The organism is Undibacterium sp. SXout7W (assembly GCF_049339385.1).
Lineage (GTDB): Bacteria > Pseudomonadota > Gammaproteobacteria > Burkholderiales > Burkholderiaceae_D > Undibacterium.
The window spans coordinates 1-25,465 of the sequence record NZ_JBMPPF010000004.1; the positions used below are offsets into that span (position 1 = coordinate 1).

Here is a 25,465-nt window from a genome sequence, read left to right on the forward strand (position 1 = left end):
TCGATTCTGGAATTAAGGGAGACAATATGCTCCATTGATCTTCGGTTAATTCTTCTCTTCGTGTCATGCTCCAAAGTTAACATAATCCGAAAAAAGTTAACAGACCCTATTTATGAAATGAGTTCTAGCGTTCTGACGTTTGGTTTGAAAACCTTTAACCACCAACTCAGGCTGGACTTACTATGGTCCATCGGCCTCGCACATTTGCATGTAGCGTTTTGATTGCTACTTTGAGGAATTTACCATCTTTGTTTCGTAGTAGGTTCCATGTGGGAATAAGGGCTATTCAATGAGCGTGCCACAAAACCAAACGGGGACGCGGCATAGAACACTAAGAAAGTAGTTGAATCACGTCGGTTTTACGATTGTGCATTGGTCAGAGGATTTAGAAAATATCTCATCACTTTTTTATATATCTCGTTTTATGCTCGTCTCACTAGCTTTTTCCGGCAGCTTACATTCTTTGTACCAAACTTTGTGAGAGAGCCGTTAGTTATATGAGTTAGTAGATGGCATTTAACTACCGAGGAAACGAAATAAATTTTTCTATCTAAAAATTGGAACTTCAATTAACAGGAGAATCAGTAATTAATTCAATATTGACAAATGTCATTATTGCAATTAGATTTGAGGGGATAAATTAGTTGTTCTTATTTTAAATAAGTAAGGGCTAATAAGGATATAAAACACAACTTGATAGAGTTTAGTTAAATGACGGATGCATCTGGTCAGTATTTCCAATATTGGGGCAAAGCTAAACCCTCATCAGAGAGTGCCTACAAATATCATTTGTTAGTTTTTCATTCATTGGACGTAGCGGCGGTAGGTGTCAGCTACCTGAAAGACTCTCAAAATCTTCTTAAAGCAGCTAGTCAATTATTGAACTGTTCAGAGGCCGCTTTTTTAGAATGGACAGCATTTCTGCTTGCTTTACATGATCTGGGTAAATTCAGTGAAGCGTTTCAGTCACAACGTGAAGACTTGATATCGATCTTGCAGCATCGGCTTCCTAACCCAGGTAAGTTATATTCCGAGCGTCATGACTCATTGGGTTTCTGGTTATGGGATGACGATCTGGTCGAAGAAGACATTTTACTCAAAATTGGCATCGACAATTCATCGCGCACCCAGAGAGGATTGCGCAGTTGGATGCAGGCAGTCACTGGGCATCATGGCATGCCACCAAAAGCAAATGGCCAGGTCAATTCGTTTTTTCTCAGGAGCGATAAGCAGGTTGCCGGTCAGTTTGTGCGGGCAATGGCAAGCTTACTATTAAGCGAAGAATCAAAGCGTATTCCGACTCAAACAGGGGCTGATTTTGAAACGAATAGTCAAATGCTGTCATGGTGGTTTGCTGGCGTGACCGTATTAGCTGATTGGCTTGGGTCCAATACGAATTTCTTTCCTTACCAGCAGCAAGTGCAAGACTTGGATGCATACTGGCATGCAGCAAAGAGGAATGCTGACAGCGCACTGGCACATTCCGGTGTGTTACCTGTACCGGTCAAGCAGGGGAAAAAGATCCGAGACTTTTTCACGTATATCGATGAGCCATCGCCGTTACAGCACTGGGCAGCAACGGCAGACATCCCGCAGTCTCCACAGATTTATTTATTAGAAGACGTCACTGGTGCAGGTAAAACAGAGGCAGCGCTTATGCTGGCTTATCGCTTAATGGCGCAAGGCGCGGCAGAGGGATTCTTCATTGGATTGCCGACGATGGCAACAGCGAACGCCATGTATCATCGGATAGCGGATGTCTACAGGAAGCTCTTTGAGGGAAATGCGAATTTAACGCTGGCACATGGCTTCAAAACGCTGGTCGATAAATTTGCCATTTCCATTTTACCTGACGACGAACCTGAGCATGATTCTGCGCAGTCAGATGAAACGGCGACAACTCGCTGTACGGCATGGCTGGCAGATCACACCAAGCGGGCTTTACTTGCATCAGCAGGTGTTGGCACTATCGATCAGGCATTGCTTGCTGTTCTCCATAGCAAGCACCAGTCTTTGCGTTTACTCGGTTTGTATAACAAAGTATTGATTGTCGACGAGGTTCACGCCTGCGACGCCTATATGCAAGGCGTATTGGAAGTGCTGCTGAATTTCCATGCTCGGACGAATGGTTCTGTGATTTTGCTTTCCGCCACTTTGCCTGCAGACATGAAGCAGAGTTTGATCAGCGCTTATGCCAGAGGGCGTAATCAAACAAGCATTCCGCTTGTCAACTCCATCGACTATCCATTAGCGACTTGTTGGCATGACGGTCAGGCGAGGCTCAGTGAAACCGCGCTTTCCTCGCGGGCGAATGTTTCCCGGACAGTGCAGGTACATTACGAATCAGATATCGACGCAGTCTGCGCACATATTGATGCTGCTTTAAAACAAGGGCAATGTGTAGGATGGATTCGTAATACGGTCGCTGATGCAATGGCAGCTTACGAGCGGTTTTCAGTCAGCGTTCCGGCAGACAAAATTACCTTATTTCATGCTCGCTTTTCTTTACAGGACAGGCTGAATAAAGAAGCCCAGGTATTGCAGTCTTTTGGCGGGAAAAGTACACCTGAAGACAGGCAAGGTCGCCTGATGATAGCAACTCAGGTCGCAGAACAGTCGCTGGATGTGGATTTCGATGTTCTCATCACTGACCTTGCACCGATAGACCGCGTACTTCAACGAGCAGGGCGCTTGCAACGTCATGTACGTGATACGCAGGGCAGGCGCATCAGCGAGGTGGATGCAAAGGATGGTCGCCCCGCTGCATGCTTATGGGTATTTGCGCCTGCATGGACAGTGCAGCCCAAAGCAGACTGGTATGGCGCTGTATTTAAAACCGGGCAATACGTCTACAAAAACCATGGGCAATTGTGGCTCAGTGCACAGGCGTTACAGAAAGGCTGTTTTACGATGCCAACTGATGCGCGGACGATGATTGAGCAGGTTTTTTCGAAAGATGCCGTATTGCCCACGTCACTGACGGTGAGTTCCTTGAAGGCGCAAGGCCAGGATATGTCCGAAGCCAGTCTGGCTCAGCAAAACACCCTCAAAATAGCGGCAGGTTACCAGCGCGGAGATATTGGTGATTGGTGGAGCGAAGCGAAAACACCTTCCCGTCTTGGCGAAGAAACGACAGAGATCATGTTGGCAAAATGGGCAGGCGACAATCTGGAGCCGTGGGCGAGTGGCGTCTGGTCATACAGTATGGTGAAGGTTGCTGCACGCTTTTTGGCGCGGATCGACCCGCCTTCAGAACCTGCAGCGCGCATAGCTTATGACAGATTGCATAAAACATTGCCGGGTGAAGGAAAGTGGTGCGGCTTATTGCCTTTGTCGCGACGGGCAGATGGTGTCTGGCAAGGGAAGACATGGACAGCGGCAAATGAAAAGTCGGGAAAAAAACCAGAGCTGCTGACCTGGTTGTATGACGAAAATTTTGGATTGCGGGTAGATAAAGTTCAACAAGGAGAAATAGACGAATGAATTTGTTGGAAGAAAAATGGCTGCCAGTTCGCCGCAAGACTGGCCGCATTGACTGGATTGCGCCTTGTCAGATAGTTGAGGACGATATCCTTGCCTTTGCTGCTAACCGCCCTGATTTTAATGGTGCGCTTGCACAGATGATGGTTGGCCTGCTGCAGACAACTTCACCCGTAAATACTGAGGGAGATTGGGAGGAGTACATCGATTCGCCACCAACGACTGAGTTGCTGCAAAAATGGTTTGCTCCCTTTGCTGATGCCTTTATCCTGGATAGTGATGGCGCACGCTTTATGCAGGATTTCAGTCTGACAGCGGGAACCGAATGTACGATAGACGCACTGTTGATTGATGCAGCGGGTGGCTCGACGATTGATAAAAATACCGATCACTTTGTTAAGCGTGGCATCATTAAAACGATGTGCCCGCATTGTGCTGCAACTGCCTTGATGACCTTGCAAACCAATGCCCCGGCAGGTGGTGCGGGAAACCGTACCAGCTTACGCGGCGGTGGCCCATTAACCACGCTGGTGGTGGCAACGCCCTCGCGCAGCCTGTGGCACGACCTGTGGCTGAACGTAAAGCCGCAACGCCTGTTTCTGGAGCAGGGCGGCGATGCACAGAAAACTGCAGCTCACTTCACATTTCCATGGCTGGCTGATATTGCCAAAATTCAGACCGCAGGTGGCGAGACCCAGCCGCTGCAAACGCATCCCCATCATGTGTTCTGGGCCATGCCTCGCCGCATTCGCCTTGATTTTGCGAGCGTCCAGACGGGACAGTGCGATATATGCAAGCGCGAATCGACGCAATTGATTCATCGCTATCTGACCAGGCCGCAGGGCTTGAATTACAAAGGCCCATGGCGCCATCCATTTTCGCCTTATTACGAGACGAAGGAAGGCTGGTTGCCGGTGCATCCGCAACCCGATGGATTCAGCTATAAACATTGGTTGTCCTGGGTGATGGGCAGTTCGCACAATAAAAAAAATGTGCAGGCGGCAAGCATCGTGAATTATGTTGAAGGGCAGCGCCGGAATAAAGCGGGAGCCTTGCGTTTATGGGTGTTTGGCTATGACATGGACAACATGAAACCCCGCTGCTGGTATGAAACCCGGTTTCCTTTATATCAGCTTACGGATTGTGACCGCGCTACCCAGAAGAACTTTCAGGATTTCGTCAAACGCCTGATTGAATCAGCAGAGCAAGCTATTTTTTACTTACGTCAGGCGGTCAAGCAGGCCTGGTTTGGGGACAGCGATTTGCGGGGTGATTTAAGTTTCGTAGATAAAGCTTTTTGGGATAGTACTGAACTACATTTTTATCGCTGTCTGGAAGGATTGATCCGACAAGCACATTCTGAAACTGGTATCAATGAGGACGACAGTCATTTCCTTCTCAGTTTTGGAGAGGCGTGGCTTAGCGTGTTAGCTAAAAAATCTTTGCACTTATTTGACGTTGATATTGTTGGTGCAGGCTCCATCGCACAACAAAATCCGCGGCGAATTGCAGAAGCTTATAAAGGTCTGGAAAGAAATTTGTCTGGTAAAACGATCAAAACAATTCTGCAGATTCCAATAGCGAATCAATCAGAAGGTCCGGGCAAGCAGGGCAAATCAGGCAGCGTGAAAAAAAATCCAAAAACAAAGAAGTAACAGGTAAGCAGATAGTGAATATCAGGCAGCACCGTTTATACCAATTGAAAGTGAATGACAGTGACGTGCTTTGGTTTGATCAGTGCTGAATTATTGACCAGCTTTAAAGCGGAATCGTGTTTGCAGGAGCATCAACTATGCAAGAAAAAATCAGTTTCAGTCCTGAGAGTCATTTAGGGCAGACGTTGCATCAATGGTGGGTTGATCTGAAAGATGACCGTGCCAGCCGTGCCATGCTGCGTCGTTGTTCCACATTAGATGAAGTGAGTCTGAATCCGGCTTATCAGCGTTTTTATCGTTTCATGCTCGCACATCGCTGGCCTGCTGAATCGACAAACACGCAAAAAGATAAATTAGCTGTTATTGCGAGTTTATTGGCGCATGTGATAACAGATGATCAGGACGCCGTTGCGGTAAGGATGTCAGTATTGGCAGGCGATAAGCCGTTGGTTTCAGAACTTCGTTTCCGGGGCTTGTTGAAAATTGACGATATGGATGATTTATTCGTCAGTTTGCGCCGTACGCTTCCACTGATCAAAAATCAGGTGAATGTTTATCAGTTGGCTCACGATATCTACTGGTGGAATGACATCACAAAAAAACGGTGGGCATATGACTACCGCTGGCCTGTCAAACAGAATACTTAATCCCCGAAGTTATTTGAGAACAACATATCAATATCAAGGAAAAAACATGCCCCGTTATATTCAATTACATATCCTGACCAGCTACCCACCGTCAAATCTGAACCGTGATGACACCGGTCGCCCAAAAACAGCCGTAGTTGGTGGTTCTGAACGTCTGCGTATTTCTTCGCAAAGCCTCAAGCGTGCCTGGCGTACTTCGGATATTTTTGAGTCTGTCTTGAAAGGGCATATCGGTACCCGCACCAAAGAAATGGGTGTGCATGTCTATCAGAATCTCACAAAGCAAGGTGTTAGTGAAAAAAATGCGCGCGAATGGGCAAAAACCATAGCCAGCCAATTCGGAAAATTAAAATCGGACAAAAAAAATGAAGGTGGCGAAGACCTGCATGTTGAGCAACTGGTGCACTTCAATCCTGAGGAGGAACAGGCGATAGCCGCTTTAGTCAATCAACTGGTGGCAACGCAGGAAGCGCCCACCGACGAAGATCTGAAATTATTGCGCAAGCAGCATAGCGCCGCTGATATCGCCATGTTCGGTCGTATGCTGGCTTCCTCGCCAGCCTTTAATACAGAGGCAGCGGTGCAAGTCGCCCATGCGGTTACCGTACACAAAGCAGCCGTTGAGGATGATTATTTTACGGCTGTTGATGATCTGAATAAGGGCGAGACAGATCAAGGCGCTGCGCATATCGGTGAAACCGGATTTGGCGCAGGGGTGTTTTATTTATACCTCTGCATTGACCGCGCCTTGCTATTGAAAAATCTGGGAGGCGATACAGAATTGACAAAGCAGGCACTCAAGGCATTGCTGCATGCTGTCACCAAAGTATCACCGACTGGCAAACAGAATAGTTTTGCCTCAAGAGCTTATGCCGGGTATGTACTCGCTGAAAAAGGTGATCAACAGCCACGCACACTGGCGCAGGCATTTCTCAAGCCAGTGAACGACACTGATACCTTAAACCGTGCGGTGACTGAATTGAACAGGCAGCGTAATAACTTTAATACCGTGTACGGCGACTGTGCTGATGCCGTGCAGGAATTCAATGTGGAAGCAGGAACAGGCAGCCTGAGCGAAGTTGCTGAATTTATTGTTGAGTAAATTATGGAGACCTTGATTTTTCAACTGCAAGGTACCATGGCGGCCTGGGGGGAAGTGGCTGTCGGCGAATATCGCCCCAGCGCTGATTACCCAGGTCAATCCGCTATTGATGGATTGCTGGCTGCCGCGTTAGGCATAGACCGGGATGATCATGCGGCGCACATGGCCTTGTGTAACAGTTATCGTATCGCGATTGGTGTAGTGAGTACCGGTCGTTTATTGCGCGATTACCATACCGCGCAAGTACCTGGTCGCACCGATCTGAAAAAGCGGCCACATGCCACGCGTCGTGATGAATTGTCGTTGCCCAAACAAGATCTCAACACGATTTTGTCCACCCGTGATTATCGTCAGGATGCTTCTGTCCTGGTTGCCGTGCAGGCATACGCAGACGCCCCTTACACATTAGTTCAGTTGGCGGAAGCATTGAAGAAGCCCAGATTTATCCTGTATCTGGGACGCAAATCCTGTCCTGTTGCCGCCCCCCTGCATCCTTGTATTTTAGACGCGTCAACGGTTGCAACTGCTTTATCCACTTATCAGCAACAACTGATGGCACTGTGGCAGAAAACTTCAGTAACACCCCCTGCGGGCAATGAGACCATTATCCAAAAAATTGTCTGGGGGGATGATTTTGGTACGGATGATTTAGCGACGATGGGGGTGTTGCGTGATTTCAGTATCACCCGCAAAGATCAGTTGATCACCCGCCAGGGCTGGCTATTTGCAGACAGAAGCGAACACATCGCCTTAATGAAGGAATGAGCCCCATGTATTTTAGTGTAATTACCCCGGTGAACTTGCGACAGGCTGCGCATGAAATGGCGCAGTCAGCAGCCTACGCTGAACATCAATGGCTATGGAAATTTTTTCCCAGCAGTCAGGAGCAGCAACGCGATTTTATTTTTCGTCGCTATGATCAGGAAGTGATGCCCCGCTTTTATATCGTCTCAAAGCGTGAGCCTGTCGCGTTTAGTGGCATATGGCAGGTGCAGAGCCAGCCTTACGCTCCGCAATTATCAGATGGCCAGCATTTATCGTTTCAATTACGTGCTAATCCTGTTATCACCAAAACAAACGACAAAGGTAAACCTCAGCGTCATGATGTTGTCATGGACGCCAAGAAGCGTCTTTTGCTTGAACACGGACTGACTGAAGATGCGACGTGGCGAGATTTGAAGCGAGACGAAGATAAGCCTCTGCTGTACGATTTGACACAACAGACTTGTCTCGATTGGTTGCAAAGTCGTTCAGATCGCCTCGGCTTCAGCATCGTCGCGGCGAATGTTGATGCTTACCAGCAGCACAGGGCGGATAAGCAGCGCAGGGCGGATAAGCCAGAGATCCGTTTTAGCACCGTGGATTTTTCCGGGGAATTAATCGTGACTGACAGTGAATTGTTTCGGCACACGCTTTTTAACGGCATTGGGCATACCAAAGCGTTTGGCTGTGGTTTGCTTCTCGTGAAAAGATCTGAAAGCTGATTGATGCTTCCTCCATTAAAGCCCATTCCGATTAAAGAGCGACTATCTGTACTGTACGTCGAAAAATGTCAGCTCGACGTACTCGACGGAGCCTTCGTGGCGGTAGATGTTACCGGTGTGCGTATGCATATCCCGGTTGGTGGCGTTGCCTGCCTGATGCTGGAGCCTGGTGTCCGCGTATCCCACTCAGCCTGTGCGCTGGCTGCACGTGTTGGCACCTTATTGGTATGGATAGGGGAAGGGGGTGTCAGGGTCTATTCATCGGGGCAGCCGGGTGGTGCACGTGCCGATCGTTTGCTGTATCAGGCGAAACTAGCGTTGGATGATGATGCGCGCCTGAAAGTAGTCAGAGCGATGTACAAATTACGTTTTGGTGAAGAGCCCCCACAACGACGCAGCGTAGAACAACTGCGTGGCATCGAAGGTGCCAGAGTAAGGGCATCGTATCAACTGCTTGCCCAGCAGTATGGGGTAGATTGGAAAGCACGCAATTATGACCGCCAGGATTGGGATGCGGCAGATATACCCAATCGCTGCCTTTCTGCTGCGACTTCGTGTTTATATGGCGTGACAGAAGCAGCGGTTCTTGCTGCCGGTTATGCACCTGCAATTGGCTTTATCCATAGCGGAAAACCACTCTCTTTTGTCTACGACATTGCAGATTTATATAAATTTGATACGGTAGTTCCGATCGCATTTAGCGTCGCTGCCAAGCCCAGTCAGAATCTTGAGCGTGAGGTGAGGATACGTTGCCGCGATGCATTTCGACAAAGCAGGCTACTCGAACGCATTATTCCTGATATAGAAACCATTCTTTCTGCGGGTGGGCTTACTCCACCAGAATTACCCGAAGAATCCATTCCTCCTGCAATCCCTAACCCAGAGAGTATCGGCGATGTTGGTCATCGTTCTTGAAAATGTGCCGCCACGTTTGCGTGGCAGACTTGCTATCTGGTTGCTGGAAATTCGTGCCGGTGTCTATGTTGGCAATTACTCCCGACGTCTTCGCGAACACATCTGGGATCAGGTCACCGAAGGAATCGAAGAAGGGAATGCGGTGATGGCATGGCGTACTAACAATGAAGCTGGATTCGATTTTGTCACAATTGGTAGCAACAGACGAATTCCTGTCGAAATGGATGGTGCGAAACTCGTTTCATTTTTACCTGAACTTAGTGACGTAAATCGTCAAAATTAAGTAAGTCAGCGATCTTTAAAAATTCAGAAAAACGCAGAAAAAATTCGGTAGAATTGCGGAGGTCTTTTTTATCCTTAATAATCAATCGATTATATTTGGTGTGTTCCCCATGCCCATGGGGATGAACCTAAAGTAGCACCCGCACCACTGGCAGTAGCTCCGTGTTCCCCATGCCCATGGGGATGAACCGAATGGTCAGAGCGCCAGAATCGTCCCGTTTACGTGTTCCCCATGCCCATGGGGATGAACCGTTATATCGATGCTATTACCCAGCCATTTGATTGTGTTCCCCATGCCCATGGGGATGAACCGACGATAAAATTTGCGCCGCCTTGCGTCATGAAGTGTTCCCCATGCCCATGGGGATGAACCGTTATATCGATGCTATTACCCAGCCATTTGATTGTGTTCCCCATGCCCATGGGGATGAACCGCTGGGTGACTATACCATTTCAATTTCTGGTGAGTGTTCCCCATGCCCATGGGGATGAACCGTGGTACGACTGCCCCGCAAATTCAATCATCGTGTGTTCCCCATGCCCATGGGGATGAACCACCAAAACGGCACAGATCACCGTCGATGCTGCTGTGTTCCCCATGCCCATGGGGATGAACCGAGGGCGCAGCAATGATCCCATTCCTCAAAGACGTGTTCCCCATGCCCATGGGGATGAACCGCTCGGCGCAGATTTAGTTAAATCTGGTGAAGAGTGTTCCCCATGCCCATGGGGATGAACCGCAAATTGATTTGCCTGGCGTGTAGCTGCCATCGTGTTCCCCATGCCCATGGGGATGAACCGGGTGGCACATAACGGCCACCCTATAAAAAACAGTGTTCCCCATGCCCATGGGGATGAACCGCCAGTCAGCAAACCACTTATCGCGGCACAAAAGTGTTCCCCATGCCCATGGGGATGAACCGCCATGCCGAGCGCCATTAATGCGCGCCCAACAGTGTTCCCCATGCCCATGGGGATGAACCGGCGGCGACATAGCCGCTTATTTCTGCACCTTGGTGTTCCCCATGCCCATGGGGATGAACCGAGTTTAAAGCCGAGGTTAGCTTTAGTGTGGGGGTGTTCCCCATGCCCATGGGGATGAACCACGAACAGCAGTCGATAAACGGTGATTTGTCTCGTGTTCCCCATGCCCATGGGGATGAACCGATATGCTTTTAGTGTTTGGGTTATCCACTGGCGTGTTCCCCATGCCCATGGGGATGAACCGGCGTCATTCAACAACCTCGCCAGTGCGCAGCTGTGTTCCCCATGCCCATGGGGATGAACCGCTATTTCCCGTGGTTTTGCATCTAACGATCCAGTGTTCCCCATGCCCATGGGGATGAACCGTCCCTTATCGTTTCATTCCCAAGGTTTTATGAGTGTTCCCCATGCCCATGGGGATGAACCGTATTCCGGGGCGCTGGTGATGGTATTGCAGAAGTGTTCCCCATGCCCATGGGGATGAACCGCGATTTTTGACCTGATCGTTCCGCTCTATCTAGTGTTCCCCATGCCCATGGGGATGAACCGCCGCGCTCTGCCCAACGCTCAGCCGCCCAATCGTGTTCCCCATGCCCATGGGGATGAACCGATCCAGTACCATTCGCTAAAGGACTCCCTACTGTGTTCCCCATGCCCATGGGGATGAACCGCAGCACAGACGCACACGTTGCATAGCCCTCGCCGTGTTCCCCATGCCCATGGGGATGAACCGAAATCGATGAGACGATCGAATGGCCAGTCTCTGTGTTCCCCATGCCCATGGGGATGAACCGCAGTCCGCGCCAGCACACTGACAGATCAAGAAGTGTTCCCCATGCCCATGGGGATGAACCGGATGAAATAGCGCGCCCTTCAAACACATCACCGTGTTCCCCATGCCCATGGGGATGAACCGTCAAATTTGACGTTGTATTGAGTTTTTTAAAAGTGTTCCCCATGCCCATGGGGATGAACCGGAATCGCAGAATAGAAAACAGGGAAACTAATGGTGTTCCCCATGCCCATGGGGATGAACCGTGTTTTTTGCGTTATCGGGCTGCTCTTATTTGGTGTTCCCCATGCCCATGGGGATGAACCGCTGCGTGGCCGGAGTGATTGGAGTTGCAGAATGTGTTCCCCATGCCCATGGGGATGAACCGCTCGTTTGAAATATCGCCTTGGCGCCGGAAAAGTGTTCCCCATGCCCATGGGGATGAACCGTCATGATTTCGACTGAGGTTTCATGTTGCACTGTGTTCCCCATGCCCATGGGGATGAACCGTATGGTTGTGCTGACTGATTCTCTTGGTCATTGTGTTCCCCATGCCCATGGGGATGAACCGATCGGGGTATTTGCCATAGGTGATCGTTGTTCGTGTTCCCCATGCCCATGGGGATGAACCGCTTTCAGGCGGTGTTTTCAGCACTCGCCACAGGTGTTCCCCATGCCCATGGGGATGAACCGGCAGGGGCTTAATCATGTCGGGGCGCATTGGCGTGTTCCCCATGCCCATGGGGATGAACCGACGGCACCATCACCCCAGCACGTGTAATAGTTGTGTTCCCCATGCCCATGGGGATGAACCGGCACACTCGACAACGGTCAGTCTTATGACACGGTGTTCCCCATGCCCATGGGGATGAACCGTATTTAAATGGATTCGCGCAGCACTGTAATCCGTGTTCCCCATGCCCATGGGGATGAACCGAAACTGTCCGTATTGAGCTACGTGCTATCGCTGTGTTCCCCATGCCCATGGGGATGAACCGGCCGTGCGGTGTGTATTGCGTTAGCAATGTCAGTGTTCCCCATGCCCATGGGGATGAACCGTCAACCAATTTCAATGATGCGTCTAACAGATCGTGTTCCCCATGCCCATGGGGATGAACCGGGGGCACAAGAAAACCGAGTAAAGCTGGTGAAGTGTTCCCCATGCCCATGGGGATGAACCGTCGATATTTTAATGGAGTCGAACGGCAAGGTAGTGTTCCCCATGCCCATGGGGATGAACCGGCATGCTCGAAAATGGTCAGACATACGACAGCGTGTTCCCCATGCCCATGGGGATGAACCGGATATTTTTCCGCTGTATAGCTCGTTCAGCGGGTGTTCCCCATGCCCATGGGGATGAACCGATCGATAAGAAAATTCAGTCTGTTCAGGAAAAGTGTTCCCCATGCCCATGGGGATGAACCGTCCCACATATAGCCGTCGATACAAGTTCCATCGTGTTCCCCATGCCCATGGGGATGAACCGTGGCCAATTTCTCTTTCAGTCTGATTTGTGATGTGTTCCCCATGCCCATGGGGATGAACCGTAAATTCTAACAAATCTGTGTTTCTCTCGCCTGTGTTCCCCATGCCCATGGGGATGAACCGCGCTATCAGTTTTTAAAGGACGCGCCCACGTGGTGTTCCCCATGCCCATGGGGATGAACCGCGCTATCAGTTTTTAAAGGACGCGCCCACGTGGTGTTCCCCATGCCCATGGGGATGAACCGGTGGTCGTCACCAGCGCCAACGGCTCACAATTGTGTTCCCCATGCCCATGGGGATGAACCGCCCCCACCGATAATGCTGACGCTGATATCTATGTGTTCCCCATGCCCATGGGGATGAACCGTCTTTGGCGCAGCGGTATATGCCTGACGCATTGTGTTCCCCATACCCATGGGGATGAACCGCATTGCCGGTGCATCACTGGCATTAAAGTGGGGTGTTACACACGACAAATAGTCAATACGATGAGGGCAACTATATCAGGCAGCGATTTTCAGGGAAACTATGATTATTCCATTAATTGAAAGAATAAATTCCAATCAATGATGATTCTATTGTTCAATAGAATTGAATAAAGTGATGTTCATTCGCAGGGCACATAGTGTTGCGAATACTTCCTTCACTTTATTTGAAAGCCAATTGCTATGAACCGTATCTCTATACCATCTACTGAATCAACCCCCAACGCTTCGTTACCTTTGTTGGCGGCAGTACAAAAACAATTAGGTATGACGCCTAATTTAATGAAACTGGTTGGTAACAGTCCCGTAGCATTGGAAGGATATTTAAGTTTAAGTGGTGCACTGGCTAAAGGGGTGATTGGTGTCAAAACCAGCGAGCGTATTGCCCTTGCGGTTTCTGAAATTAATAGTTGCGGTTATTGCCTGTCAGCCCATACCTATCTGGGACAACATATTGCCAAACTCGATGATACTGAAATCTTGGCCAATCGTGCTGGTACGTCAGGCGATACGAAAGCGGATGCTGCTGTTCGCTTTGCTGCGAAAGTAGTGCATGCTCGTGGTCATGTATCTGACGTTGATGTTCAAGCAGTTAAATTGGCAGGCTTTAATGATGCTGAAATAGTAGAGATTGTCTTGCATGTGGCATTAACTACATTGACAAACTATATTAACGAAGTGGCGCAGACGGAGATTGATTTTCCGATTGTGACGCCATTTGTAAAATAATTGCTATTACGTTCGATGTTGTGAGAGCGGTAGCTCATAGCTGCCGCTGTTACCTACCTCATCAACAATATAAAAAATACGTTTCATCCTTCATCACCGCATTGAGTATCTATTTCTTCAAGATCGTGTTTCAGTTTTTCAGTCATTAAATCGACAAACGAGCGGACTTTACCTGAAGCGTAGCGGCCCTCACGATGAATGACGTGAACAGGTATAGGATCGTCTTCAAATTCGCTCAAAATGACTTTTAATTTTCCTGTCGAAATATGAGGTCCGATTTGGTAAGAAAGTAGCCGTGTAATACCAAACCCTTGAACGGCTGCTTCAATTGCCGCATCATTATTAGAAACGGTTAGCCTGGGCTTTACCAGAACCATGCTGGCTCGCTTCTCAGTACCAAATTTCCACTCGATTGAGGGACTGACTGACCCTGCCGCGATAACCGTATGGTGTATTAATTCTGCTGGAAGTAATGGCTGGCCATTTTTTGCCAGATACGAATCTGATGCACATACCACACGTCTGACATAGCCGACATGTTTTGCTTTCATTGTTGAATCGGGTAATTCGCCGATACGAATTCCAACATCAAATCCTTCCTCCAGCAAATGAACGACGCGATCCAGAAATACGGTCGATACTTGCATCTCCGGGTAACACTGTAAAAATTCGATTACTCCGGGGAGTACAAACATTTTTCCAAATAGTACAGGTGCTGTCACCGCAAGATGGCCTCGTGGCGCGGCATTAATTCCTTGAGCAACTTCATCGGCCTCATCCACTTCCATCACAATTCGACGGGCATCATCCAGATACCGTTGACCTGCATCGGTGACTCTGACGTATCGTGTTGTTCTGTGCAGTAGTTTCACACCAAGGCGACCTTCCAGAGACGCGATAGCTCTGGTCACTGCCGGGGGCGACATGTCGAGTTTTCGTGCCGCGCCAGCAAAACTTTCTTCCTCTGCTACGGCGATAAACACAGTCATTAAATATAACTTATCCATATTTCTCAATTTTCTTAATCATCGCACACGATTATCAGAGAGTTGCATTTGAAAAAAGATGCCACGTTGTGCCGGGTATTAGCATTTGCTTCTCCAGTCTCAGTAAGATACTGAAATATGCAAATTATCATTTCGTTCATGATCTTGTGCTGCAGGAACCGCAGTATTGTAAGCTCCAGCGTTATATGTACCACCGAGTGAACCTGTGGTCGGTATGGTTTATGTTCTGCCAGTGACAGGATCGGTGCGATCAGATTGCGCTGCTAAATCATACAAGGCGCGTGCTGATGTGCTGGTCAGATATTGTGGAGCAGGTTCCGTTGCGAGATTTATGATGCTTCACTGACGGCGTATACGGAAGCTGGCAGAGCCAGAATAATGTGAAGCATCTGATGACGATGCGGCTCGTAGACTTGTCCCATCTGTTGGGGGAGCTGGTGACCAGAAGCCGGGATTTTTGTTAGGTGCAAATTTTAAGACAGATATAGCCCATCAGCATAACTTGTCTTTCGTTGAGTCCATGTGTTTTTGCATCAAGTTTTAGTTTGCGTCCAGCCCGTATTTTTTGATCTTGTCGTGTAGTGTCGTTTTAGCGACGCCTAGCGCTTCAGCCGTGCGTGCGAGGCTGCGGTGGCGCTGCAGGGCATCGGCGATCAGTGCTCGTTCGAAAGCTTCGACCGTTTCTGCAAGCGGTATTGTGCCTTCTGTCTGTGGCTGTCCAAAAGGTGGCGATCCGCTCTCTATTCCAAGTACGCAACGGTCAGCGACATTCCGGAGTTCGCGGATGTTACCCGGCCAGCTGTAGCCGACCAATTGGCGGATGCGGCTGGCTGTTGTTTCTGGTACCGGGCGTTGATGACGTGCCGCCCCCAGAAGCAGGAAATGCTCAAACAGCAGCGGGATATCTTCACGCCGTTCGCGTAGTGGCGGCAGATCCAAGGTGGCGACGCTGAGACGGTAATACAGATCGTTACGGAAACTGCCCGTAGCGGCCAGTTCGACTAAGTCTGTTTTGGTCGCGGCAATGACTCGGCAGTCGATGGCAATCGGCGTGTTTGAGCCAAGTCGCTCCAAGGTACGTTCCTGCAATACCCGGAGTAATTTGATCTGCATGGCAAGCGGCATGCTTTCAATTTCATCGAGAAACAGCGTGCCGCCGCTGGCGTGCTCAATTTTACCGATGCGTTTTTTTGCGGCACCGGTATATGCGCCTGCTTCGTGGCCGAAAATTTCGCTGTCAAACAGGGTTTCCGGCAGCCCACCGCAATTAATGGCGACGAAGTTGCCGTTGCGGCGGGAACTGGCTTCATGCAGGCAGCGGGCGACCAGCTCTTTACCAGTGCCGGTTTCACCGTGAATCAGCACGTCGGCGGCGCTGTCAGCGAGACGGGCCACCATATCGCGAATTTTTTGCATCGATGGTGCGCGGCCTATCATTTTGCCTTCAAGCAGATCGCGTTGATCGAGTTGACGGCGCAGGTCGCGTACTTCCAGTACGAGACGGCGCTTTTCCAGCGCCCGGCGTACGACTTCGACCAGGTATTCCGGTGCGAAAGGTTTCTGGATGAAATCGTGTGCCCCATCCTTCATCGCCTGCACGGCCATTAAAATATCGCCATGTCCAGTGATCAGCACCACCGGCAATTCCGGATCGATGTTGAGCGTCTCGCGTAGGAAGCTCATACCATCCATCTTCGGCAATCGAATGTCGCTGACGACGACACCGCGAAAGTCACGCCCCAGTCGGCGACGAGCCTGTTCGGCGCTGCTGACGCATTCGACGGTAATGCCTTCGAGTTGCAGCGCCTGCTCACAACCGAGCGCAACGTCTGGGTCATCCTCGATGATCAGTACTTTCAACACTTCACTCATGATGCTCGGCCTTGTTAACGAGGGGGATGAAGAGGGGGATTTCCAATGTAAATAGGGCGCCGCCCTCGGGATGGTTGGTGCCAGTCAGGGTGCCACCAAAATCGCGGATGATATCGGCAGAAATCGTTAAACCAAGCCCCAGTCCGCCACCAGCTTGCTTGGTCGTGAAAAACGCCTCAAACAAATGACTGATTGCTGTATCGTCCAGCCCCGGTCCGTGGTCGCGCACTGTCAGACGGGCTTGTTGATCTATCGCTTCGCAGCCCAGCTCAATAATAGGCGTTGCCTGGCCTTCCATAGCATCAAGCGCGTTACCGATAAGGTTGATCAATACTTGCTCCAGCCGGTTGACATCACACAGCGCGACTGGCTCGGGCAGCGGGCAGTAGCGGCGAACCTCGGCATTCGCCTGAATCAGGCGTTGCTCTAGTAGTGCCAGTGAATTGTCGAGCGCGTGACATAGTGGAACCGCTTGTAACTGACCGCTGGACTTGCGGGCAAAGGTGCGCAATTGGCCAGTAATCAGACCCATGCGATCAGTCAGTTGGGCAATCCGTTCGAGATTAGAACGCACCGTATTGAGGTCACCGCGATCAAGAAAGCGCACGCCATTGCCCGAGAGTGTGCGCAGGGCGGCCAGTGGTTGATTGAGTTCATGTGCGATGCCGGTCGATAGCTGACCGATCACCGCCAGTTTTCCAGCCTGCACCAGTTCGTCCTGTGCGGCACGCAATGTACGCTCTGCGCGGATACGTTCCGTAATTTCGTCTTGTAACTGCAGGTTGGCAGTGGATAAATCGGCGGTGCGTTCACCTACCTTACGTTCCAGCTCGTCGTGTGCTTGTTGCAGCGCCTCGCGGGCGGCCAGACGGTCCTTCAGGTGACGACGACGTTCGTTGGCCATCAGGCCGAACATAAAGAGCAGTGCTGTGACAACAACCGCAACGGCGGCACGGCTCTGCGCAATATCGTCGACCTGTTTCAGATGCGAGAGTACGGTCAGTGTCCATGGTGTACCGGGCAATGGTCGCGATTGCGCAAGGAAGCGACCATTCACCGGGAATACTGAAGCGATCTCTGGACTATCTTTCTCAATGCTGACCAGTCGTGCTCCGTGATCGAGTTCGCGTAATTCTTTCAAACCTAAGGGCTTTAGGGCGCGCCGGTTGTATTGCTGCGTCTGGTCGAAGGCAGTGCGGGTTTTTTCTTCCAATGGACGCAGAGTGGTGAATTTCCAGTTGGCAACCGAACCGAGGATGACGACGCCATTTTCATCGCTGACCATGGCGGGGGTTTCGACCGTGGTCCATGATTTTTCAAGTTGTTCCAGACTGACCTTAATAACGGCGACGCCCAGCGTCTTGTTATCGTCGGTCAGCTTCGAGGCCAGATAATAACCGGGCTCGCCGCGAGTTGTACCGATGCCGAAGAAGCGGCCGTGGCCGCTATCCATCGCCTCGCGGAAATAGGGGCGGAACGCGAGTTCTTCGCCGACGAAGCTGTCGGCACGACGCCAGTTGCTGGAGGCAACGACATGGCCTCCAGTATCGATGAGGTAGATGGAAAGCGTACCGGCACGCTCGTTGAGTTGTTCAAGGTAGGCATTGACCTGTGGAACCAGCTTAGCTGACTTGTCACGGTCACTTTTTTCTAACAACGTCAGTACGTCACGTTCCAGACCCAGCGTGCCAGGCAGAAATGCGTACTTACCGATTTCGCGCTCCAGGCTGGCGGTGTACAGATCAAGGCGGTGCAACCCGGTGGTTTGCAAGTCGGCCAAACCCAGTTGCTGGACAACGCGGTACGCGGTGAATCCGCTCATCACCATCAGGATGATGAGGAGTAGCAGGATCGGCAGGTAGCGTAGAGGGCGATGATTAGACATGGTGGCGGGGTTTCGGCGGCCTATTATAGAGGAATTCGCGACCTTGTTTGACAACCGGCCTGCTCTCTATGGCTGGTATTGGCTTGGTGATTGGCTGTATGGTGAAACGAAATCCCGACACCATTTTTCTTAATGCTCGCAGGCTAATGACTATGTTGTAGAGGCTGATGGAGGCAGGGATGTGTTAATCAATCACCGCTCAATGCTACAAAACTGGTATCACGAGACGCTGGAAGTCGGAAAATGGTTCAGCGCGAGGCCGCACTGAACCATTGAGCAGATAAAGATCAGGATGCTTTAGCCATCACCAGATCATCATCCTTGATTGGTAACGCTTCGTCCGCTTCAGCGAGAGCATTATCTACTGTGTCGATTGCGTTCTCCCACTTGGCAACGACGGCGGTGGCAATCGCATTGCCCAACACGTTGGTGGCAGTACGTCCCATGTCGAGGAAGTGGTCAATGCCAAGAACCAGCAGCAATCCCGCTTCCGGCAGGTTGAACATCGGCAGCACGGCGGCGACCACAACCAGCGAGGCGCGCGGTACGCCGGCGATGCCCTTGCTGGAGATCATCAGTACCAACAGCATGGCGATCTGTGTGGTCAGACTCAGCTCAATACCGTAAGCCTGGGCAACGAACAGCGCCGCGAAAGTCGTGTAAATCATTGAACCATCGAGGTTAAAGGAGTAACCGAGCGGGAGCACGAAACCAGTGATGCGGTCGCGGATGCCGAATTTCTCGAGTTGTTCCATCAGCTTCGGATAAGCTGATTCGCTACTGGCGGTGGAAAAACCCAGCAGCATCGGGCTGCGAATGAGTTTAATCAGACGGAACACTTGCTTGCCCATGACGAAGTAACCCGCCAGAATCAGCGTCAGCCAGAGGGCGGCGAGGGTAATGTAAAAACTGATCAGCAGCTTTCCAAAGACCATCAACATGCCAACGCCCTGAGTTGTAATAATGCCAGCAACGGCACCAAAGACGCCGACAGGAGCGAAACGCATCACGTAGTCTGTGACTTTGAGCATGACATGCCCGACCTCTTCCAGTGTTTTGACCAGGCTACGGGCGGACTGATTATGAATATGTCCAAGTGCCACGCCGAAGAACACCGCAAATACAAGGATTTGCAGAATTTCGTTCGCTGCCATCGCTTCAAAAATATTCTTAGGGAAAACGTGGGTAATGAAATCTTTCAGATTGAGTGCGCTGGTCTTCAAGCCAACGGAACTGCCAACTTCCGGTAAAGGGATACCCAAATTCGTACCTGGATGCAAGAGATTGGCGAACACCAGACCCAGCGCCAGAGAGCAAAGTGATGCGCCGACAAACCAGGCCATAGCTTTAGCGCCGATACGGCCAACTTCCTTTGAATCGCCCATGCCTGCCAGACCGGAAACCAGAGTAGCGAAAATCAACGGGGCAATGATCATCTTGATCAGGCGTAGAAAAATATCGGTCAGTATGCTGAAGTAAGAGGCAATCTCCTTGGCTTGCGCCGGACTGGTAGCGAGAGTGTTACACGCATAACCGACAATGATGCCGAGTACCATGGCAACCATGATCAGCGTCGTTAATTTGTTCAATTTCATAATGGCTTCCTTATTGTGTTGACGTGAAGTGAGCTTCAGGCGATCTGATTCAGGATCATTGGTGGCTTGATCAGCACTTCGGAGCGTTGAGCTTCTGCACGTTGCTCAAGGCTCATCAGTTTGTGTTTGAGCACGATTTCTCCGGCACCACGGACACTGATGACTGTGATATCGGGATTCTCCAGCGCATGCGGCGTTTGGATGCTGTAACAGATAGCGGCTGGGACTTTTCTGTCACCGGGCTGATCGTGTTCCATGCGAGTTCTAACTGCACTCATGGGTTTGTCTCCGTTATTTATTTGTTGACCACGCGAGTACGAGGCTAATGTTTCTAGAGCACAGACCATGCCAATGCAAAAAATCCCCATAAAAATCGATAAGCTATTGATTTTTAAATATAATTTAATTTTGTCGGAGTAGGTGGTGGTCGGTTTTCCGGAGATTGACTTCCATCAGCGTTCGGATATCCGAACGGCTTGTGTCATTTCTCTGCTTTAAATAAGGCGAAATTAAATAGATCGACAGTAGACGCTAAACGGTCGTGGTGGGGTAGGGCGTAACCAGCGTCTCTATCACGACCGTCATAATTAATTGCTTCAACTATTCTTTGCAAGATACCTACTTCGTCCCATTGTTTGCATCAGGCTACGTCGTGTGCCAATTGCTCAATTCTGTCCATACATCCTGTTATGGCCGGGTGGTGCGAATGATTTATAAAACAGCTTCAATAAAGTCAACAGCCCTTGGCATTTTTATTTTTTTGGCTGGAGATTCATCTTCTGGAACATTTTGGGCGCTTAATTGCCAATACAGGTATGCATGACGGTAATCTCGCTTTCCTTCCCGGTCTTAGCCTGGCACCAGCTTATGACATGCTTCCCATGCTATATGCCCCGCAACGAGGGGTTGCGTTGGTCGAACGTAAATTTACGCCTGCTTTACCTGTACCCAGAGAGCGTACTGCCTGGATACGTGCGGCAGAAGCTGCTGTGGTGTTTTGGCAGAGAGCGGCAAGTGATATGCGTATCAGCGAGGGATTCAGGTCTATCGCCAGAATGAATGCGGATCAGATAGCGGCTCTGTTGTCGACGCAACGCGATTGACTGGTATCAGTGGTATCAGATATGTATATCTCGACATTGAAAATATATCGAAGTTTTATCTTCCATAAAATAGTTCGCGGGATGCTCAAATAACGTTAAATCCCGCTTTACCCGTAAGTCTGTACGACCTTGCTTAATAAGTAAGGCCTGCCTTCGTTACAAGGTGCGCCGTGGTATTTAACTGCTGATGGCTTGTAAGGTGCATTCATGCCAACGCCTTCGTGTCATAAGTTGTGACTCTTGAAGTAAGCTTGGTTTGCGTATTTTCTTCTCTATTGATGACTGATTGGGCTATCATGGCGCCAAATAAAATGGCGCGAAAAATAATTCGTGCCATTTTGTGGGCCGTAAATTTGGCACACAAAAATTCATGTCCAATTCATGAGTGCGCGATTAGACTTGAGAATATTTTTGCAACTCGTAATCCACATACAGGGATCATGATTACGTAGATAAGCAATTATTTTGAGCATGTCTACACACTAAAACCATGGATATTTCCTAAAAGTTCATAATGAATAAATCCGAAGCCATACAAATTGCGAACGAATCTTTACGCGTCAATTTACTCAACGAAGGTAATACGCAGTTTTCTCATGTCGTTCGCTATGTCAGTGACGAAGGCTGGTGGTTGAACATACCATTGGCTTACTTCAAGAAAGAGATCCACTTTCTGATCTGTAGTGAAAAGGCAAAAATTATTCGACATTTAACGATTAAGGCGAATTCAATCCTGAGTCCTGCAACTAAATTTCGGGTTAAAGATGGTGTTGCCGATGTCTTTATCTCTGCCTCCAATCCTAAAAAATTAGTTGATATTCTGCAAGGTGGTAGTAAATACAGTTTCAACAAACATCTTGTCGACGAACATAGATTTTAATGAACGTCATCCCTTCCTGACGCAGATAGATTCCTACTGTATAGCTTAATAATTTGCGAGTTACGACGTTGGGTTTTCTGCTTCACCGAGCGGCTTGCCCATAGCAACTTCTGACAAAATAAAGAATCAACATCTGTTGATGTATAGAGTGCGCAAATTTTTAACAAAGATATGAGTGAAATAGGTATGTCTTATATTTGATGTCACTCTGACCTGCCCCCCAAAAATTAATACGAAACCAAATCAGAGTCCGCGGTTAAAAAACTGTCTGCAAATTGATGCGGCGTCAGATAGCCAATTGCGTTGTACGGTCATTGTTCATTGTAGTCCTGATGCCATTCTCCTACGATTACCTTGGCATACCACATCGATATAAACCAACGCTCATTTAAACATTCATTCCTGAATTTGCCATTGAAACGCTCAATGCAGGCATTTTGCTGTAGCTTGCCCAGCTCGATAAAGTGGAACTTTAAATCTTTTTCATAGGCTCGTGCATCCAGCACTTTTCCGGCAAACTCAGTACGGTTATCGGTGTGTATGTTTGTAGCGGCGACACATTTGTTCTTGATAGCGGTTCGCTATTTGATAGATTAAAACAATCGCTTGGACATAATTGATTAGCTGAACGAAAATTAATGCTCAAGTAAAGTACATGAAGTTTATGTAAAGTTTCTATGATTTAACATCAGTGTTAAGTGAACACTTTTTTGTCGACGTTGCATTGATAAGAAATGCCTGCCGCTTTGGGGGGGCGTCTTTGAAATGTATTGAATAGTTTGGCCAATTTTTAATTGAACACGGAGATCAAACATGAATCAAATTCCCGCAACTGCCAAATGTCCGTTCCATGACGCTGGTGGCACACGCGCACAACAGGGCGCGCAGTCCAATGCAGATTGGTGGCCGAATCAGCTTAATCTGTCTATTCTGCATCAGCATCAGCCACAATCCAGCCCGATGGATCCAGATTTTAGCTATGCCGAGGCTTTCAAGAAACTCGATTTCAACGCGCTTAAGCAGGATTTGACGAACTTGATGACCGATAGCCAGGACTGGTGGCCAGCCGACTGGGGACATTACGGCGGTTTGATGATTCGTATGGCCTGGCACGTTGCAGGTACCTATCGCACCGCAGATGGACGTGGCGGTGCAAACACCGGTAACCAGCGTTTCGCTCCTCTCAATAGTTGGCCGGACAATGGCAATCTCGACAAAGCACGGCGCTTGTTGTGGCCGATTAAGCAAAAATATGGCAATGCGATTTCTTGGGCTGACTTGTTCATTCTCGCTGGCAATGTGGCAATGGAATCAATGGGCTTTAAGACTTTTGGCTTCGGTGGTGGTCGTGTTGATATCTGGGCACCCGAAGAGGATATTTATTGGGGGGCAGAGCAGGAATGGCTGGCCACCAGCGACAAACCCAATAGTCGCTACAGTGGGGATCGTGCACTCGAAAATCCCCTTGCTGCCGTACAGATGGGCCTGATTTATGTGAATCCACAAGGTCCCGATGGCAAGCCTGATCCCGTTGCCTCTGGCCGCGATGTACGCGAGACCTTTGCGCGTATGGCGATGAATGATTACGAAACTGTCGCATTGGTGGCTGGTGGCCATACGTTTGGCAAGATGCATGGTGCAGGCGATCCCTCCCTTGTTGGTCCCGAGCCGGAAGCCGCTCCGATCGAGGAAATGGGTTTTGGCTGGATCAATCAGTACGGAAGCGGAAAGGCTGGCGATACCACAACGAGTGGTTTCGAAGGTGCATGGAAACCTAACCCGACCCAATGGGATATGGGTTATCTTCGCGTGCTGTTCAAGTATGAGTGGGAACAGATCAAGAGCCCAGCCGGTGCCATCCAGTGGCGAGCTAAAGACGTGGCAAACGAAGACATGATTCCTGATGCCCACGATCCCGATAAAAAGCATCCGCCACAGATGACCACAGCTGATCTTTCGCTGCGTTTCGATCCTGATTATGAAAAAATTGCCCGCCACTTTCATGACCATCCCGAAGAGTTTGCCGATGCCTATGCTCGTGCCTGGTTCAAGCTGACTCATCGTGATATGGGACCCAAATGCCTGTACCTTGGTCCCGAGGTACCCGTTGAAGATTTGATCTGGCAAGACCCATTGCCTGCGGTCACACACCCTTTGGTTGATGATCGGGACGCAATCCAGATCAAAGCAAAGGTATTGGCCAGTGGCCTCTCCGTGGCGGAGCTGGTCTCTACTGCTTGGGCTTCGGCATCGACTTACCGAAACAGCGACAAACGTGGTGGCGCAAATGGTGGACGTATTCGCCTCGCACCTCAGAAAGATTGGGAATCAAACCAGCCTGAACAATTGGTGCGGGTTCTGGCTACGCTGGCAACTATCCGCGACAGCTTCAACTCAAACCAGTCTGAAGCAAAGCAAATTTCTATGGCCGATTTGATCGTTCTGGCGGGTAACGCTGGTGTCGAAGCTGCAGCCAAAGCCGCTGGTCACGTCGTAGAGGTGCCTTTTACGCCAGGTCGTACTGATGCCTTGGCAGAGCAAACAGATGCAGAATCGTTTGCTGTACTTGAGCCGCAAGCGGATGGATTCCGCAACTATCGCAAACAGGCTTTTCGCGTGTCCCCCGAAGAAATGTTGATAGACAAGGCGCAATTGCTGACTCTGTCCGCCCCTGAGATGGCCGTCCTGGTCGGAGGTCTGCGTGTGCTTGGTGCCAATCATGGAGGTAGTCAGCAAGGTGTATTTACCGAACGTGTGGGGCAATTGACGACAGACTTCTTTACTCACCTGGTTGATATGTCTACTGCCTGGAAACCTATTGATGACAACGTTTACGAAGGTCGTGATCGTAAGACCGGTGCATTGAAATGGACAGCTTCCCGCGTTGATCTGGCTTTTGGTTCGAATTCGCAGTTGCGTGCTATTGCTGAGGTCTATGCACAAAGCGATAACGCTGGCAAATTCGTGCGAGACTTCGTTGCCGCGTGGACCAAGGTGATGAATCTTGATCGTTTCGATGTGAAGTAAATTTGCCTGTATTTTTTACTTATCGCCAGCAAAGAAAAACCAATGATGGATCATCTGCAACAAGCTACTGATAGCT

General features: G+C 49.7%; 18 protein-coding genes and 1 CRISPR repeat array. Of the genes, 12 read left to right on the forward strand and 6 right to left on the reverse strand.

The annotated features are described in order from the left end of the window. Positions 1 to 711 precede the first annotated feature (711 nt). The 9 genes from cas3 (at position 712) to ACO0LB_RS05315 (ending at position 14,020) form a co-directional block, all read left to right on the forward strand. The gene (gene cas3, locus ACO0LB_RS05275) at positions 712 to 3,483 is read left to right on the forward strand and encodes a CRISPR-associated helicase Cas3' (protein ID WP_423047212.1); all 2,772 of its coding nucleotides are present in this window, start codon (positions 712 to 714) and stop codon (positions 3,481 to 3,483) included. Further along, the gene (casA, locus tag ACO0LB_RS05280) at positions 3,480 to 5,135 is read left to right on the forward strand and encodes a type I-E CRISPR-associated protein Cse1/CasA (RefSeq protein WP_423047214.1); all 1,656 of its coding nucleotides are present in this window, start codon (positions 3,480 to 3,482) and stop codon (positions 5,133 to 5,135) included. The genes cas3 and casA overlap by 4 nt, the downstream gene beginning before the upstream one ends. Before the next feature lie 137 nt (positions 5,136 to 5,272). Continuing rightward, positions 5,273 to 5,782, forward strand: coding sequence for a type I-E CRISPR-associated protein Cse2/CasB (gene casB / locus ACO0LB_RS05285; protein WP_423047216.1), 510 nt, complete (start codon positions 5,273 to 5,275; stop codon positions 5,780 to 5,782). A gap of 46 nt (positions 5,783 to 5,828) precedes the next feature. Beyond that, positions 5,829 to 6,884 (forward strand): type I-E CRISPR-associated protein Cas7/Cse4/CasC, encoded by a 1,056-nt coding sequence (gene cas7e, locus ACO0LB_RS05290; RefSeq protein WP_423047218.1) that lies wholly within the window; start codon positions 5,829 to 5,831, stop codon positions 6,882 to 6,884. Positions 6,885 to 6,887: 3 nt separating this feature from the next. Then, entirely contained in the window at positions 6,888 to 7,649 is a 762-nt protein-coding gene (cas5e, locus tag ACO0LB_RS05295; protein ID WP_423047220.1) for a type I-E CRISPR-associated protein Cas5/CasD, read from the forward strand. Positions 7,650 to 7,654: 5 nt separating this feature from the next. Beyond that, complete coding sequence (gene cas6e, locus ACO0LB_RS05300; protein WP_423047222.1) at positions 7,655 to 8,368, forward strand: type I-E CRISPR-associated protein Cas6/Cse3/CasE; 714 nt, start codon at positions 7,655 to 7,657, stop codon at positions 8,366 to 8,368. 3 nt (positions 8,369 to 8,371) lie between these two features. Then, positions 8,372 to 9,283, forward strand: coding sequence for a type I-E CRISPR-associated endonuclease Cas1e (gene cas1e, locus ACO0LB_RS05305; protein WP_423047224.1), 912 nt, complete (start codon positions 8,372 to 8,374; stop codon positions 9,281 to 9,283). Further along, positions 9,264 to 9,566 (forward strand): type I-E CRISPR-associated endoribonuclease Cas2e, encoded by a 303-nt coding sequence (cas2e, locus tag ACO0LB_RS05310; RefSeq protein WP_423047226.1) that lies wholly within the window; start codon positions 9,264 to 9,266, stop codon positions 9,564 to 9,566. The genes cas1e and cas2e overlap by 20 nt, the downstream gene beginning before the upstream one ends. A 100-nt stretch (positions 9,567 to 9,666) precedes the next feature. After that, positions 9,667 to 13,234: a CRISPR direct-repeat array (repeat unit 29 nt; unit sequence GTGTTCCCCATGCCCATGGGGATGAACCG). A gap of 240 nt (positions 13,235 to 13,474) precedes the next feature. Continuing rightward, complete coding sequence (locus tag ACO0LB_RS05315; RefSeq protein WP_423047228.1) at positions 13,475 to 14,020, forward strand: carboxymuconolactone decarboxylase family protein; 546 nt, start codon at positions 13,475 to 13,477, stop codon at positions 14,018 to 14,020. 83 nt (positions 14,021 to 14,103) lie between these two features. On the opposite strand, the gene ACO0LB_RS05320 is transcribed toward ACO0LB_RS05315, so the two are convergent. The 5 genes from ACO0LB_RS05320 to ACO0LB_RS05340 form a co-directional block, all read right to left on the reverse strand. Further along, the gene (locus ACO0LB_RS05320) at positions 14,104 to 15,027 is read right to left on the reverse strand and encodes a LysR family transcriptional regulator (RefSeq protein WP_423047230.1); all 924 of its coding nucleotides are present in this window, start codon (positions 15,025 to 15,027) and stop codon (positions 14,104 to 14,106) included. A 540-nt stretch (positions 15,028 to 15,567) separates the two neighbouring features. Further along, entirely contained in the window at positions 15,568 to 16,899 is a 1,332-nt protein-coding gene (locus tag ACO0LB_RS05325; RefSeq protein ID WP_423047232.1) for a sigma-54-dependent transcriptional regulator, read from the reverse strand. Then, positions 16,892 to 18,784 carry a sensor histidine kinase gene (locus ACO0LB_RS05330; protein ID WP_423047234.1) on the reverse strand — a complete coding sequence of 631 codons (1,893 nt, stop codon included), beginning with the start codon at positions 18,782 to 18,784 and terminating at the stop codon, positions 16,892 to 16,894. Before ACO0LB_RS05330 ends, ACO0LB_RS05325 begins: the two co-directional genes overlap by 8 nt. Before the next feature lie 287 nt (positions 18,785 to 19,071). Beyond that, positions 19,072 to 20,379, reverse strand: coding sequence for a dicarboxylate/amino acid:cation symporter (locus ACO0LB_RS05335; protein WP_423047236.1), 1,308 nt, complete (start codon positions 20,377 to 20,379; stop codon positions 19,072 to 19,074). A gap of 35 nt (positions 20,380 to 20,414) precedes the next feature. After that, positions 20,415 to 20,657 carry a hypothetical protein gene (locus ACO0LB_RS05340; protein ID WP_423047238.1) on the reverse strand — a complete coding sequence of 81 codons (243 nt, stop codon included), beginning with the start codon at positions 20,655 to 20,657 and terminating at the stop codon, positions 20,415 to 20,417. Positions 20,658 to 21,122: 465 nt separating this feature from the next. On the opposite strand from ACO0LB_RS05340, the gene ACO0LB_RS05345 reads away from it, so the two are divergent. Continuing rightward, the gene (locus ACO0LB_RS05345) at positions 21,123 to 21,482 is read left to right on the forward strand and encodes a hypothetical protein (protein WP_423047240.1); all 360 of its coding nucleotides are present in this window, start codon (positions 21,123 to 21,125) and stop codon (positions 21,480 to 21,482) included. A gap of 514 nt (positions 21,483 to 21,996) precedes the next feature. After that, complete coding sequence (locus ACO0LB_RS05350; RefSeq protein WP_423047242.1) at positions 21,997 to 22,362, forward strand: hypothetical protein; 366 nt, start codon at positions 21,997 to 21,999, stop codon at positions 22,360 to 22,362. Between the two features lie 311 nt (positions 22,363 to 22,673). On the opposite strand, the gene ACO0LB_RS05355 is transcribed toward ACO0LB_RS05350, so the two are convergent. After that, positions 22,674 to 22,868, reverse strand: a complete 195-nt coding sequence (locus tag ACO0LB_RS05355) for an integrase core domain-containing protein (protein WP_423047244.1) — start codon at positions 22,866 to 22,868, stop codon at positions 22,674 to 22,676. A 307-nt stretch (positions 22,869 to 23,175) separates the two neighbouring features. On the opposite strand from ACO0LB_RS05355, the gene katG reads away from it, so the two are divergent. Then, on the forward strand, positions 23,176 to 25,389 hold the full coding sequence (katG, locus tag ACO0LB_RS05360) for a catalase/peroxidase HPI (RefSeq protein ID WP_423047246.1): 2,214 nt from the start codon (positions 23,176 to 23,178) through the stop codon (positions 25,387 to 25,389). Positions 25,390 to 25,465 lie beyond the last annotated feature (76 nt).

Excerpts from the sequence above, each read along its gene's own strand:
- cas7e (WP_423047218.1), top strand. The coding sequence starts at position 5,829 with ATGCCCCGTTATATTCAATTACATATCCTGACCAGCTACCCACCGTCA.
- cas3 (WP_423047212.1), top strand. The coding sequence starts at position 712 with ATGACGGATGCATCTGGTCAGTATTTCCAATATTGGGGCAAAGCTAAA.
- cas6e (WP_423047222.1), top strand. The coding sequence starts at position 7,655 with ATGTATTTTAGTGTAATTACCCCGGTGAACTTGCGACAGGCTGCGCAT.
- ACO0LB_RS05350 (WP_423047242.1), top strand. The coding sequence starts at position 21,997 with ATGAATAAATCCGAAGCCATACAAATTGCGAACGAATCTTTACGCGTC.
- ACO0LB_RS05320 (WP_423047230.1), bottom strand. The coding sequence starts at position 15,027 with ATGGATAAGTTATATTTAATGACTGTGTTTATCGCCGTAGCAGAGGAA.
- cas1e (WP_423047224.1), top strand. The coding sequence starts at position 8,372 with ATGCTTCCTCCATTAAAGCCCATTCCGATTAAAGAGCGACTATCTGTA.
- katG (WP_423047246.1), top strand. The coding sequence starts at position 23,176 with ATGAATCAAATTCCCGCAACTGCCAAATGTCCGTTCCATGACGCTGGT.
- ACO0LB_RS05315 (WP_423047228.1), top strand. The coding sequence starts at position 13,475 with ATGAACCGTATCTCTATACCATCTACTGAATCAACCCCCAACGCTTCG.
- cas5e (WP_423047220.1), top strand. The coding sequence starts at position 6,888 with ATGGAGACCTTGATTTTTCAACTGCAAGGTACCATGGCGGCCTGGGGG.
- casA (WP_423047214.1), top strand. The coding sequence starts at position 3,480 with ATGAATTTGTTGGAAGAAAAATGGCTGCCAGTTCGCCGCAAGACTGGC.
- ACO0LB_RS05330 (WP_423047234.1), bottom strand. The coding sequence starts at position 18,784 with ATGTCTAATCATCGCCCTCTACGCTACCTGCCGATCCTGCTACTCCTC.
- ACO0LB_RS05340 (WP_423047238.1), bottom strand. The coding sequence starts at position 20,657 with ATGAGTGCAGTTAGAACTCGCATGGAACACGATCAGCCCGGTGACAGA.
- ACO0LB_RS05325 (WP_423047232.1), bottom strand. The coding sequence starts at position 16,899 with ATGAGTGAAGTGTTGAAAGTACTGATCATCGAGGATGACCCAGACGTT.
- casB (WP_423047216.1), top strand. The coding sequence starts at position 5,273 with ATGCAAGAAAAAATCAGTTTCAGTCCTGAGAGTCATTTAGGGCAGACG.
- ACO0LB_RS05335 (WP_423047236.1), bottom strand. The coding sequence starts at position 20,379 with ATGAAATTGAACAAATTAACGACGCTGATCATGGTTGCCATGGTACTC.
- cas2e (WP_423047226.1), top strand. The coding sequence starts at position 9,264 with ATGTTGGTCATCGTTCTTGAAAATGTGCCGCCACGTTTGCGTGGCAGA.